Source organism: Burkholderia pseudomultivorans, assembly GCF_001718415.1.
GTDB classification, from domain to species: Bacteria; Pseudomonadota; Gammaproteobacteria; order Burkholderiales; family Burkholderiaceae; genus Burkholderia; species Burkholderia pseudomultivorans_A.
Window position 1 is genome coordinate 2334659 of the sequence record NZ_CP013377.1, and the last position, 12585, is coordinate 2347243.

The 12585-nt window shown below is 67.7% G+C and carries 13 protein-coding genes; 7 read left to right on the top strand and 6 right to left on the bottom strand.

What is annotated here, in order from left to right:
- The first annotated feature begins 29 nt into the window (after positions 1-29).
- From pepE to WS57_RS10020, 3 genes are all read left to right on the top strand, one after another.
- A complete protein-coding gene (gene pepE / locus WS57_RS10010; protein WP_009692887.1) occupies positions 30-785 on the top strand; it encodes a dipeptidase PepE in 756 nt (251 codons plus the stop codon).
- An 87-nt stretch (positions 786-872) separates the two neighbouring features.
- Complete coding sequence (locus tag WS57_RS10015; RefSeq protein WP_059519056.1) at positions 873-2018, top strand: porin; 1146 nt, start codon at positions 873-875, stop codon at positions 2016-2018.
- 79 nt (positions 2019-2097) lie between these two features.
- Positions 2098-3057 carry a DUF1177 domain-containing protein gene (locus tag WS57_RS10020; RefSeq protein WP_059480724.1) on the top strand — a complete coding sequence of 320 codons (960 nt, stop codon included), beginning with the start codon at positions 2098-2100 and terminating at the stop codon, positions 3055-3057.
- A gap of 99 nt (positions 3058-3156) precedes the next feature.
- Here WS57_RS10020 and andAa read toward each other — a convergent pair whose 3' ends face one another.
- The 4 genes from andAa to andAc are packed head-to-tail and all read right to left on the bottom strand — an operon-like array spanning position 3157 to position 6476.
- Positions 3157-4377 carry an anthranilate 1,2-dioxygenase system ferredoxin--NAD(+) reductase gene (andAa, locus tag WS57_RS10025; protein ID WP_069244138.1) on the bottom strand — a complete coding sequence of 407 codons (1221 nt, stop codon included), beginning with the start codon at positions 4375-4377 and terminating at the stop codon, positions 3157-3159.
- On the bottom strand, positions 4367-4693 hold the full coding sequence (gene andAb, locus WS57_RS10030; protein WP_009687782.1) for an anthranilate 1,2-dioxygenase ferredoxin subunit AndAb: 327 nt from the start codon (positions 4691-4693) through the stop codon (positions 4367-4369). The genes andAa and andAb overlap by 11 nt, the downstream gene beginning before the upstream one ends.
- Before the next feature lie 20 nt (positions 4694-4713).
- Positions 4714-5190, bottom strand: coding sequence for an anthranilate 1,2-dioxygenase small subunit AndAd (gene andAd / locus WS57_RS10035; RefSeq protein ID WP_009687781.1), 477 nt, complete (start codon positions 5188-5190; stop codon positions 4714-4716).
- A gap of 14 nt (positions 5191-5204) precedes the next feature.
- On the bottom strand, positions 5205-6476 hold the full coding sequence (andAc, locus tag WS57_RS10040) for an anthranilate 1,2-dioxygenase large subunit AndAc (protein WP_009687780.1): 1272 nt from the start codon (positions 6474-6476) through the stop codon (positions 5205-5207).
- Positions 6477-6678: 202 nt separating this feature from the next.
- Between andAc and andR the strand changes: the two genes are divergently transcribed.
- Positions 6679-7638, top strand: a complete 960-nt coding sequence (andR, locus tag WS57_RS10045; RefSeq protein ID WP_009687779.1) for an anthranilate 1,2-dioxygenase regulatory protein AndR — start codon at positions 6679-6681, stop codon at positions 7636-7638.
- A gap of 118 nt (positions 7639-7756) precedes the next feature.
- Here andR and WS57_RS10050 read toward each other — a convergent pair whose 3' ends face one another.
- The gene (locus WS57_RS10050; RefSeq protein WP_059519061.1) at positions 7757-8653 is read right to left on the bottom strand and encodes a LysR family transcriptional regulator; all 897 of its coding nucleotides are present in this window, start codon (positions 8651-8653) and stop codon (positions 7757-7759) included.
- Positions 8654-8744: 91 nt separating this feature from the next.
- Here WS57_RS10050 and WS57_RS10055 point away from each other — a divergent pair, with 91 nt between their 5' ends.
- The 3 genes from WS57_RS10055 to catC are packed head-to-tail and all read left to right on the top strand — an operon-like array spanning position 8745 to position 11146.
- Positions 8745-9878, top strand: coding sequence for a muconate/chloromuconate family cycloisomerase (locus tag WS57_RS10055; protein ID WP_069244139.1), 1134 nt, complete (start codon positions 8745-8747; stop codon positions 9876-9878).
- A 32-nt stretch (positions 9879-9910) separates the two neighbouring features.
- Positions 9911-10813, top strand: a complete 903-nt coding sequence (gene catA / locus WS57_RS10060; RefSeq protein ID WP_060251966.1) for a catechol 1,2-dioxygenase — start codon at positions 9911-9913, stop codon at positions 10811-10813.
- A gap of 42 nt (positions 10814-10855) precedes the next feature.
- A complete protein-coding gene (gene catC, locus WS57_RS10065) occupies positions 10856-11146 on the top strand; it encodes a muconolactone Delta-isomerase (protein ID WP_009687773.1) in 291 nt (96 codons plus the stop codon).
- An 86-nt stretch (positions 11147-11232) separates the two neighbouring features.
- On the opposite strand, the gene WS57_RS10070 is transcribed toward catC, so the two are convergent.
- The gene (locus tag WS57_RS10070) at positions 11233-12567 is read right to left on the bottom strand and encodes a hypothetical protein (RefSeq protein ID WP_236871880.1); all 1335 of its coding nucleotides are present in this window, start codon (positions 12565-12567) and stop codon (positions 11233-11235) included.
- Positions 12568-12585: the final 18 nt, after the last annotated feature.

Genomic DNA, 12585 nt, shown 5'->3' on the forward strand with positions numbered 1-12585 from the left:
CTCTCTCGACTACCGAAACAGGAACCACCATGAACCAACGCTTTCTGCTGATGAGCAGCTCCCGCAAGGACGCGCTCGGCTATCTCGAACACGCGACCGAGCAGATCCACGCGCTGTTCCGCCGCGAGGCGCGCAAGATCGTCTTCGTCCCGTATGCGGGCGTGTCGTTCAGCTTCGACACCTATGAAGGCATCGTGAAGCCCGTGTTCGAGAAGCTCGGCTACGCGCTCGAATCGCTGCACCACAGCGCCGACCCGCGCAAGACGATCGAGCAGGCCGATGCGATCGCGGTCGGCGGCGGCAACACGTTCGCGCTGCTCAAGCGCATGTACGACGCCAATCTCGTCGATGCGATCCGCGCGCGCGTGCACGCGGGCGTGCCGTACATCGGCTGGAGCGCGGGCAGCAACGTCGCGTGCCCGACGATCCGCACCACCAACGACATGCCGATCGTGCAGCCGCCGACGCTGCGCGCGCTCGGTCTCGTGCCGTTCCAGATCAATCCGCACTTCATCAGCGGCAAGCCGGTCGGCCACAACGGCGAGAGCCGCGAGGAACGCCTCGGCGAATTCCTCGACATCAATGCGCCCGAACAGGTATTCGCGCTGCCCGAAGGCTCGGCGCTGCTGTCCGACGGCACGACCGGCACGGTGCTCGGCGAGCGCGGCGCGCTGCACTTCGCGAGCAAGACGGACGTGCGCACGCTGGCGGAAAACGCGCGCTTCCCGCTCGCATCGATCACGGGCCCGGCCGACATCGACCTGTGGCCCGCGTTCCGGAAATAAACGCTTGGGGTCTGCTTTCGTACGGAGGCAGGCCCTGATCTCCCTTTTTTTAAAAATACAGTTCCCTATTGGTTAGGAGACCTTTTCATGAACAAGAAGCTTGCCGGAATTGCGCTGCTGGCCGGTGCGACGGGCGTCGCACACGCCCAGTCGACCGTGACGCTGTACGGCGTGATCGACGTCGCGATCGGGTATCAGACGCATACCAACCCGTCCGGCGATCGCACCGTCGGCTTGCAGCAGGGCAACGAAGGCTTCCTGTCCGGCAGCCGCTTCGGGCTGAAGGGCACCGAGGAGCTCGGCGACGGCTGGAAAGCCGGCTTCACGCTCGAAAACGGCTTTCTCGCAAACAACGGCAAGCTCGACCAGCAGGGGCAGCTGTTCGGCCGCCAGGCGTTCGTGAAGCTCGGCCACGAGCGCTGGGGCGAGCTCGCGCTCGGCCGGCAGTACACGACCGGCAACACGATGCTGTACTACGTCGACCCGCTCGGCGTGGGCGCCGCACCGACCAATTCATGGCAGGTCTACCTCGTCGGTCAGCGCTACGACAACGCGGTCAGCTACACCGGCAGCTACGGGCCGATGCAGGTGATCGCCGAGTATGCGTTCGGCGGGATCGCCGGCGACACGCGCGCACGCGCGTCGATGTCGCTCGGCGTCAAGTATCAGGCGGGCCCCGTGACCGTGATCGGCGACGCGCAGCAGACGCGCGACACGCAGAGCCGCCGTGCACGCATCTATCTGGCCGGCGCGAAGGCCGCGATCGGCAGCGTGAACCTGTACGCGAACTATCTGCACAGCGATCGCGACGCAGGCTTCGATTCGTCGAACGGCGGCGCCGACACCGCGTCGATCACGAGCATGGCGTCCGGCTCGCCGACCGCCGCCGTCACGATCAACTCGGTGTTCGGTTCGCATCGCCGCGACGATTTCTTCACGCTCGGCGCGAGCTGGCGCGCGACGCCGGTATGGAACTTCGTCGTCGCGGGAATGCACAACCGCACGCTCGCCGACGGCTTCAACGGCGCGCGCAGCACCGTATACGGCGTGGCCGACTACAGCCTCAGCAAGCGCACCGACGTCTACCTCGCGACTTCCTACGAGTGGACGCGCGGCGGCTGGTCGGGACTGTTCGGCAACACGACGACCAATGCGGCGGCGGCCCGGGGCAGCGCGCTCAACGGTCGCAACGAGCAGCTCTCGGTGCTGCTCGGCCTGCGACATTTCTTCTGATCTCCGCGCAATTCGCCGATGCAGGTCGCGGCGCGGCGCACGACACGCCGCATCGGCACACTGAACCAAGAGGCATTCGATGGCACTGAAACAGACCCTCGTCATTTTCGACGCGCTCGACGGCGCGACCGTCAACGGGCAGGACATCGCCGCGCTGTTCGAGCCGTACGCGGCGCACGGCGTGACGGTCGAGGTCACCACGGTCAACAACGAACCGCCGGAAGACCCGACGAAGACGACCGACTTCATCCGCATCACGATTCCCGGCGCACGCGGCAAGACGGCCGGCGGCGACGCGCGCACGCTCGGCATCGTCGGCCGCAACGGCGCGATCGGCGCGCGCCCCGCGAAGTTCGGGATGGTGTCGGACGCGGACGGCCCGATCGGCTCGCTCGCGGCCGCGCTGAAGCTCGCGCAGATGAAGGCGAACGGCGACGTGCTGCCGGGCGACGTGATCGTCACGACGCACCTGTCGACCGACGTGTCGATGAGCGAGAACAACGGCGTGCCGTTCATGGGGATGCCGGTTTCGTCGGCGACGATGAACCGCTACGAAGTGACGCCCGACATGGACGCGATCCTGTCGCTCGACGCGTCGAAGGGCAACCGGATCGTCAAGCAGCGCGGCTTCGCGCTCTCGCCGACGGCCATGCAGGGCTATATCCTGCGCATGGCGCCCGATCTCGTCGCGATCATGGAATCGACGACCGGCATGCCGGCCGTCACGTTCCCGATCTCGCTGCAGGACATCTCGCCGTACGACAACGGGCTGTCGCATTTCAACAGCATCATGCAGCCGCACGTCGGCACCGACAAGCCGGTGGTCGGCGTCGCGCTGACCGCGCGTTCGGTCGTCGGCGGCAGCGATTCGAGCGCGAGCCACGAGATCGACCTGGCCGAAGCCGTGCGCTTCTCCGTCGAAGTCGCGAAGCGCTTCACGGCCGGCGCGTGCGAGTTCTACGATGCGAACGAATGGCGCAAGATCCGCAGCATGTACCCGGACCTGCGCGTGTTCCAGGGTTACGGCAACGCGGCGTAACCGCGACGACGACGCGCGGCGCGGCGATCGTGCCGCGCGTCGTGCCGCCGCGTGCCGGGCGACGATGACGCATCGCCCTGCGCCGCCGCCGTTCCTTCGCTACAGGAACGTCTTGAGGTTCACCGCCGGATCGGCGAGCCTCGCCGGATCGGGCGTCGCTCCGGCCGCGATCATCCGCCGCGACGCGCCGATGTCGCGCCCCGCGTTCGCGGCGGCCACCGCGATTATTCTCCCGTCAGCGCCGAGCCCGAACGCCGCAAACGGCCCGCTCGCCGGATTGCCGCGCACGACGATGGTCCGCTCGCCGCCGAACAGCCCGAGCATCTGCAGGTTGCAGTCGTACTGATCGGACCACAGCCAGGGCAGCTCCGCGTAGGCCTCGTCCGCGCCCAGCGCATTGGCGGCCGCGACGGCCGGCTGGTTCTCGGCGACCTGCCACGACTCGATCCGCACGTGGCGTCCGAGCAGCGGATTGAAATGCATCGTCACCTCGCCGGTCGCGAAGATCGCGGGATCGTTCGTGCGGCACCCCGCATCGACGCGTATCCCGTTGTCGACGTCGAGACCGGCCGACTGCGCGAGCTCGACGTTCGGCACGACGCCGATGCCGACCGCGACGAGATCGGCCGGCACATCGCCCTGCTCGGTCTCGACGATCGCCCCGCCCGCTGCCGCGCGACGAATCGCACGCGGCAGCGTCGCGAGCCGGAACGCGACGCCGCGCGCGTCGTGCAGTTGCCGCGCGAACGCGCCGACGACTTCCGGCAACGCGCGCTGCAGCAGCCGCGCGGCCGGATCGATCACCGTCACGTCGCAACCGAGCTGGCGCGCGGCGGCCGCGACTTCGAGACCGATGAAGCCGCCGCCGAGCACCGCGACGCGCCGTCCCGGCGCCAGCTGCGCGCGCAGCGCCCGCGCGTCGTCGACGGTGCGCACGTAATGCGGCGCGACGCCTGCGTCGACCGGGCCGCCGAAGCTTCGCACGCGCGAGCCGGTCGCGAGCACGAGCCGTGCGTACGGCAGCGTCGCGCCATCGTCGAGCCGCACGCGCTGCGCAGCGCGCTCGATCGCGTCGACGCGCGTGCCGAGCCGCAGCTCGATGCGCTGCGCGTCGTACCAGCCCGCGTCGCGCACGAACGCGCGGCGTTCGCCGTCGTCGCTCAGCAGCGCATCCTTCGACAGCGCGGGCCGGTCGTACGGTAGCTCGCGCTCCGCGCCGATCATCACGATGCGCGCATCGGCATCGCGTTCGCGCAGCGCCTCGGCGGTGCGCCGCGCCGCGTGACCGGCGCCGACGATCACGAACGGGTCAGCCGACATTGACTTCCACCTGCCCGTCGACGATCCGGATCGGATAGGTTCGCACCGGCTCGGTGATCGGCGCGCATTTCGGCGCGCCGGTGCGGATGTCGATCAGCCCCTGATGCAGCGGGCATTCGACGCAGCCGTCCTCCACATAGCCTTCGGACAGCCGCGCATGGCCGTGCGTGCAGAGGTCGTGCATCGCGAACAGTTCGTCGCCGATGCGGAACACCGCGATCGGCTTCTGGCCGGCGACGCGCGCCGCCGGTTCGTCTTCGGAGAATTCGTCGAAAGCGCCGAGCGGATGCCACTCGGCCAGCGTCGTTTCGTTCATGTCGATTCCTTGCCCGTGCATCAGATCGGCGTCGCGAGCAGCGTCTGCACGCGCGACGTGTCGTAGATCACCCGCTTGGTCTTGTAGCGCAGCCCGTCGGGCGTGCGCACGACCGTGTCGTAGTACTTGCCGGCCTGGTAGACGTTCGACTCGCCGTTGCTGCGCGTCTGCACGACCACGTAGTTGCTCTCGGTGTCGATCTCGCCGTCGCGCTCGGCGACGATCGTCAGGCCCGAGGTCATGTGCCGGTACGTATGCTCGTCGTAGATGTTCGCGTGCCGCAGCGACACCACGCGATCGCGCAGCATCCGCTGGTTCGTGCAGTGCACGATCCCGACCGGCAGCCCGAGGTCGGCGTTCTCCTTCGGCACGATCTCGTAGGTGCAGTCCTCGGTGAACATCGCCGGCCACTGTTCGAGCCGGTTGTTGTCGAGATGGCTGATATAGCGGTTCTGCAGCATGTACAGCTCGAACCACGTCTTCATGTCTTCCGTCATGTCTCGCTCCCGCTTCAATAGCCCATCAGCTTCTGGTAGCCGACCCAGAACCGGCGAATCAGGCTTTCGGTGATCACCGTGTCCTGCTGGTCCGGATTGCCGCGCGACATCTCGATCACCGAGGTCGCGTCGCCGTCGCGCACCGTGCCGCGCTGCACCAGCTCGGTCGCCTCGGTATCCTCCATCGAGATGTAGCCGGCCGGCCCGACGAGGTTCGCCTGCTTGATGCGCAGCGCGCGCAGCTCGGGCGTGTCGTCCGCATAACCGAAGAAGTGGAAGATCAGCTCGAAGTTGTCGGGCCCCTTCGGCAGGATCTGCCGCGCGACCAGCGTGTTGTGGATCTGCTGGATCACGAGCTGCGGGAAGATCGGCTGGATGTGGTTCGTGCAGTCCTCGTCGTATTCCGACACGAGGTCGAGGATCGATTCGTCCTCGAGATGAAAACCCTCGTCGAACGAGCGGATGTTCTGCTGCTTGTACGCGGCCGACGTGTCGTCGCCGGTCTTCGTCACCGTGATGATGCTGTGCAGCCCGTGGTTCGCATCGGGAATCGAGCGCGCCTTCATGCCGACGCGGAAGATGTTGAAGGTCGTATGGAACAGGTGCAGCATGCTCGCGTGATACGGGTCCTTCACGTTCTCCAGGTACAGCTTCCAGTTCGACTTCGAATACTGGCGCGTGCAGCCGAGATACTCGATCGGCTTGTGGAAGATCCGGTCGATCCACGGCCGCATCTGCTCGCCGAGATAGTCGGGCAGCGGCGCGACCTCGTCGCTGAAGCTCGCGAACACCAGCCCGCGGTAGCTGTCGACGCGCAGCTTGCGCAGCCCGTGCTGCTTCGGATCGAAATCGGCCGGCATCCCGGTCATGCCCTTCTGGCCGCGCCGGAACGGCACGCCGAGCAGGTTGCCGGTGTTGTCGAAGCTCCACTGGTGATACACGCACGTATGCGAGCTCGCGTTGCCGCGCGACTTGCGGCACACCTGCGCGCCGCGATGCGCGCAGCGGTTCACCCAGGCGGCGAGCGAGCCGTCGTCGGCGCGCGTGACGACGACCGGCGTGTCGCCGACGAAGGTGCTCTTGAAGTCGCCGGGGTTGGGGATTTCCGCTTCCAGCGCGACGAAGTTCCACGTCGGGCCGCGGAAGATGCGCTCCTGCTCGCGGTCGTAGACGGCGCGCGAGCTGAACACCTTGTACGGCACGCGCGAGCCGTCGGCGTGCGGAAAGCTCACGTCGGACGCATCGTCGCGCGGGGCGAACACGACGGGCGATTCTGTCTGCTCCATGTCGGACTCCTTGGGGGTTCCGTTTCGTTGATCGATGGAGCCGATTTTTGAAAAGCTAATATTCGCCGTCTATCCGGAAAGTGCGATTGCGGCGGCGCAGTATCCACTTTCGGCGGATTTCTGCGCTAGCATGACGACACACTCGGCGCGCGATCGCGACCCATTCGTCCGATCGATGCGCGCCCCAACGAGGCCGATGCCCATGTCCCCGACGTCGTTCGAGCCGCTCGCGCTGCGCGCGCACCGGCTGTTCGAATCCCGCGATCTCGACGAGACGCGCGAGCGGATCTCGCGCGTGATGCAGCCGCACGCGCTGCTGCCGAGCGGCCGCGTGCGCGGCGCGTCGCATATGGATTTCGTCCGGCTCGGCGGGCTCGGGATCGGCACGATCGCGTTCGGCGACGCGATGCGCGTGCAGGTCGACGCGGTCGACGGCTACTACCTGCTGATGTTCTGCCTGTCCGGCCAGGCCGAGGTGCGCGCGATGGGCCGGCAGCTCGGCGTCGACGGGCAGACCGGCGTGCTGTGCGCGCCCGGCGAGCGCTTCGATGCAACGCTGTCGGCCGACTGCGAGCAGTTCGTGCTGCGCATCGACGCGGCGACGGTCGGCGCGTTGACCGGCGACCCGCGCGCGACGCTCGACCCGGTGCTGCACGTCAGCGACGCGGCGCTGACCGCGTGGCGCGAGCAGCTGATGCTGGTCGCGCGCTCGCCCGAGCTGCTCGAACGCGCCAACGCGAACCCGCGCGTCGCGTCGCAGCTCGAACACCTGCTGATCGACCTGCTGATCGAAGGCCATCCGCCGTCGGCGCTGCCCGCCTCGCGCCACGAACCGGCGCCGGGCTTCGTGCGGCGCGCGCAGGAGTTCGTGAACGCGCACTATGCGCAGCCGCTGCAACTCGCCGACATCGTGCGCGCCGCCAACGTGCCGGAGCGCACGCTGCGCGACGCGTTCCTGCAGTTTCGCGGGATGAGCCCGATGCAGTACCTGCGCGCGACGCGGCTCGAGCATGCGCGCGAGCTGCTGCGCGCGGCGGCGTCCGACCGGCGCATCGCCGATATCGCACTCGACTGCGGGTTTACGCACCTCGGACGCTTCGCGATCGCGTATCGGGAAAAATTCGGCGAACTGCCGTCCGATACGCTGGACAGCAGGTCGTAGCGGCACTGCGCTGCAGCGCGCCGCGCGCGCACCGCCACCGCCGCCACCGCAATCCCCGCCTCCGAATTCGCCAACGCGCGCGGGAATCGACCGTTAGTTGCATATAAGGCGGCAGTGCCTACGCCTGCGCCGCCGGCGCGATCATCTCCCGCGCAATCGCGCAGAACGCGGTGGTCGCGGCGCTTTCGCCGTGCAGCCGGCGGCTCATGATGATCGGCGAAGTCGCCGCGGGTTCCGGCAGCCGCCGGTAGACGACGCCCTTCACGCGCACCCCCTCCACGCTCTCCGGCACCAGCGACACGCCGACCTTCGCGGCGACAAGCCCGAGCGCCGTCTGCAGCTCGCGCACCTCGTGGACGGCCGCCGGCACCAGCGCGCCGTCGCGCAGCGCGGACAACTGCTGATCCGCGAAGCTCGGGCGCGGCGTGCTCGGATAGACGATCAGCGTTTCGTTCGCGATGTCCGCGAGCGTCAGCGGCCGGCCCGGATCGGCGAGCGGATGGCCGACCGGCACCGCCGCGATCAGCTTTTCCTCGATCAGCGCCTCGCGCACGAGCTGGTCGTCGTCGAAGCGCAGACGGCCGAACCCGACGTCGATCCGGCCGCCCTTCAGCGCGCCGAGCTGTTCGAGCGTAAACATTTCGATCAGCGACAGCTCGACGTCCGGCTGCCGCTCGCGAAACGCGCGAATCACGTCCGGCAGCGCACCGTACAGCGTCGACGGCACGAAGCCGATCACGATCCGTTCCGACAGTTGCGCGAGCCGCCGCGTCAGCGGGCCGAGCTCGTCGGCCTGGTCGACGACGCGCTTCGCCTGCGCATAGAACACGCGCCCCGCATCGGTCAGCTTCAGCGGCCGCGCGCCGCGCACGAACAGCGGCAGCCCGAGCTCGTCCTCGATCGCCTGCAACTGGCGGCTGAGCGGCGGCTGCGTCATGTGCAGCCGCTCCGCGGCCCGCGTGATGTTCATTTCCTCGGCCACGGCCATGAAGTACCGCAGCTGACGCAATTCCATTTCATGCTCCGAAGGTATGGAAGTAGTCGGAAAGAGTGTTGGACGGCCGCCCGCGGTCGTTCCTACCATATGCACCGACAGGAGGAATCGCATGATAGCAACTGCCGCCGCCATCGAGCGCATCGAGACGCTGCTCGTCGACGTGCCCACGATCCGGCCCCACAAGCTTTCGGTCGCCACGATGAATTGCCAGACGCTCGTGCTGGTCCGTGTTCGATGCACGGACGGTATCGAAGGCGTCGGCGAGGCCACCACGATCGGCGGGCTCGCCTACGGCGAGGAAAGCCCGGAAAGCATCAAGGCCAATATCGACACCTATTTCGCGCCCTTGCTCGAGGGCATGGACGCGACCCGCCCGGGCGCCGCGATGGCGCGGGCGCGCAAGCTGTTCCAGGGCAACCGCTTCGCGAAGTGCGCGCTCGAAACCGCGCTGTTCGACGCGCAGGCGCGCCGTGTCGGCGTGCCGCTGTCCGAGCTGTTCGGCGGCCGCACGACCGATGAGGTCGAAGTCGCGTGGACGCTGGCGAGCGGCGACACGCAACGCGACATCGCGGAAGCCGAGGCGATGCTCGACGCGCGCCGCCATCGCGCGTTCAAGCTGAAGATCGGCTCGAACGCGGTCGACGACGACGTCGCGCACGTGATCGCGATCAAGCGCGCGCTCGGCGAGCGCGGCGACGTGCGCGTCGACGTGAACCAGGCCTGGACCGAAACCGATGCGATCCGGGCCGGCGCACGGCTCGCGGATGCCGGCGTGAGCCTCGTCGAGCAGCCGATCGCCGCGTCCAACCGGGCGGGCCTGAAACGCCTGACGCAGCTCGCGCAGATCCCGATCATGGCCGACGAGGCGCTGCACGGCCCGGTCGATGCGTTCGCGCTCGCGCAGGAACGCGCGGCCGACGTGTTCGCGGTGAAGATCGCGCAATCGGGCGGCCTGCAGGGCGCGGCGCACGTCGCGGCGATCGCGTCGGCGGCCGGCATCGCGCTGTACGGCGGCACGATGCTCGAAGGCGCGGCCGGCACGATGGCGTCCGCGCAACTGTTCAGCACCTTCGCGTCGCTGAAATGGGGCACCGAGCTGTTCGGCCCGCTGCTGCTTACCGAGGAGATCCTCGTCGAGCCGCTGCGCTACGCGGATTTCAAGCTGCACCTGCCGGCGACGCCCGGCCTCGGCATCACCTTCGACTGGGCCCGCATCGAGCGGATGCGGCGCGGCGCCCGCTGATTCCCCTACGACAACCGCCACCGGAGACACAGATGAACAAGGAAGCCATCGACGCGCTGCTGAAAACCTTCGACGATGCCGCCGAGAAGCCCGGCAACCCGCGCGTGCGCGCGATCGTCAACCGGATCGTGAAGGACCTGTTCTACACGATCGAGGATTTCGACGTGCAGCCGAGCGAGTTCTGGACCGCGCTCAACTACCTGAACGAAGCCGGCAGGGAATTCGGCCTGATCGCCGCGGGCCTCGGCTTCGAGCGCTTCCTCGACGTGCGGATGGACGAGGCCGAAGCGAAGGCCGGCATCGAAGGCGGCACGCCGCGCACGATCGAAGGGCCGCTGTATGTCGCGGGCGCGCCGGAGTCGGTCGGTCATGCGCGTCTCGACGACGGCACCGATCCGGGCCAGACGCTCGTGATGCGCGGCCAGGTGCTCGGCAACGACGGCACGCCGATCGCGAACGCGCTGGTCGAGGTCTGGCACGCGAACCATCTCGGCAACTACTCGTATTTCGATCCGTCGCAGCCCGCGTTCAACCTGCGCCGCTCGATCCGCACCGACGCGGAGGGCCGCTACAGCTTCCGCAGCGTGCTGCCGGTCGGCTACAGCGTGCCGCCGGGCAGCAAGACCGAGCAGCTGCTCGACCAGCTCGGCCGCCACGGCCATCGTCCCGCACACATCCATTTCTTCGTTTCCGCGGACGGATATCGTAAGCTGACGACGCAGATCAACATCGAAGGCGATCCGCACATCTGGGACGACTTCGCATTCGCGACGCGCGAAGGGTTGATCCCGGCAATCCGCCAGGCCGAAGGCGCGCAAGGCAAGCCGTACGGCATCGACGGCCCGTTCGCGCTGATCGACTTCGACTTCTCGCTGGTCAGGGAGCGCGACAACGTGCCGGCGAGCGAAGTCGAGCGCGCACGCGCGCAGGCCTGAACGGCCATTTACAGAACGAACCGATCAAGCAAGGAGTGCGCAATGCTGTTTCATGTGGAAATGACCGTCAAGCTGCCGGCGGACATGGACCCGGTCAAGGCCGCGACGCTGAAGGCCGAAGAGAAGGCGATGTGCCAGCGCCTGATGAACGAAGGCATCTGGCGGCATCTGTGGCGGATCGCCGGGCGTTATGCGAACGTCAGCATCTTCGACGTGGAAAGCGTGCAGCAACTGCATGACCTGCTGAGCCAGTTGCCGCTGTTCCCGTACATGGACCTCGAAGTGCGCGCGCTTTGCCGCCATCCTTCGTCGATTCGGGAAGACGACCGGTAAGCGGGCCATCGTCGCCGCTTCGCGGCGTCGTCTGCGCGCGGACACGGGCGACCTGCGGTTTCCTCGCGGGTCGCCCGTGTCGCATCTCACTTCCGTGAATCCACCTGGTCGGCGGCGGCGTCGCCGGATACCTCCGCGACGCGCCGCGCGACGATCGCCTTCATCAGCGTCTCGTCGAAATCGTCGGCAGTCTTCCAGCCGCTGCCGTCCTTGACGAACGTGAAATCGCCTTTCAGCTGCAGCATCGACGGCATGCCGATCGCACCGAGCAGCCTGTCGCGGTAGTCGATCAGCAGCGGGCACGATACGCGGTCGCCGTCGATCCGCCTGCAGTCGGCGGCCGGCATCACGCCCTGCACGCTGCTCGTCAGCGTCGCAGGCGTGTCGTCGCCCGGCAGCGACTTGCCGTAGCTCGGCGATCGATCCGATACCTGCTTGTCGAACCGTGCGACGCCCTCCCTGAACGCGGCGCCGATGACCTCGCGCCCGAGCGGCGCGCCGAGCTTCGGGTTCAGGCCCGCCGCACTGTAGCGGGCCGTCACGTATTCGGACGGGAAAGTCTGCACGACGAATGTACCCGGATCCTTGTCGTCATGCCGGACGACGTAACCGAGCGTCGTGTGCTCGTCGGCGACAGTCAGGTCCGCAAGGCAGCCGCGCGAGCGATTGGCCTCGTCATAGCCGACTTCGCGATGGTTGGCGACATGCGGATAGGTTTCGCTGCCCAGCGCGTGCATCGGGTCCTTCCGCATCATCTCCACGCGCAACTTCAACATCAGCGAATTCAGCGTCTTGACCGTGGTCGACGCGCCGCACATCGGCGTCGATGCCGGCCACAGCAGATAGGCGCCGACCGCGAGCGCGGCAACCAGCACGCCGAAACCGGTCAGCATCCGTTGCCGCTTTTGCCCGCGCTGGACCGACGCGATCGTCTCGTCGAGACGCTGCGCGAAGCGCGGATCGATGTCCTGCAGCATGTCCAGCAGAACGAGTTTCGCGCGCACGTCCGCGAAGCTGGAGTCCAGCACCGCCTGCGTCGCTTTCGCCTCGGCCTCCCCGGTCGTATAGCCTTCGGCGATCAACCAGTCGAGCAGGGCGCGGGCGGAGCCGGTATCGGGAAACTCGTCCGGCCTGTCCTTCAGGCGCTGCCCGACACGCTCCGCCGCCTCCTCCGTCAGATAACCGCCGACTTCGAGCGCCATCAGCAATACGTTGCGATCGTCGCCCTGCGGCGGTTCGGCGCGGTCCGCCTGTTCCAGTGACATGGTTGTTGTTCTCCGTCGAGATCGATTCGCGATGCCCGACGGCACGGGCACGCGATTCATTAAACAGACAAATCGCTTCGATCTCGGGAAACTACTGGATTTGGCCGCGCCTGTCGACTCGTCGCGGCGCGCGTCCGCTGTCGGCGCGCGCGACACTGCCTGCCCTCCCGCCAC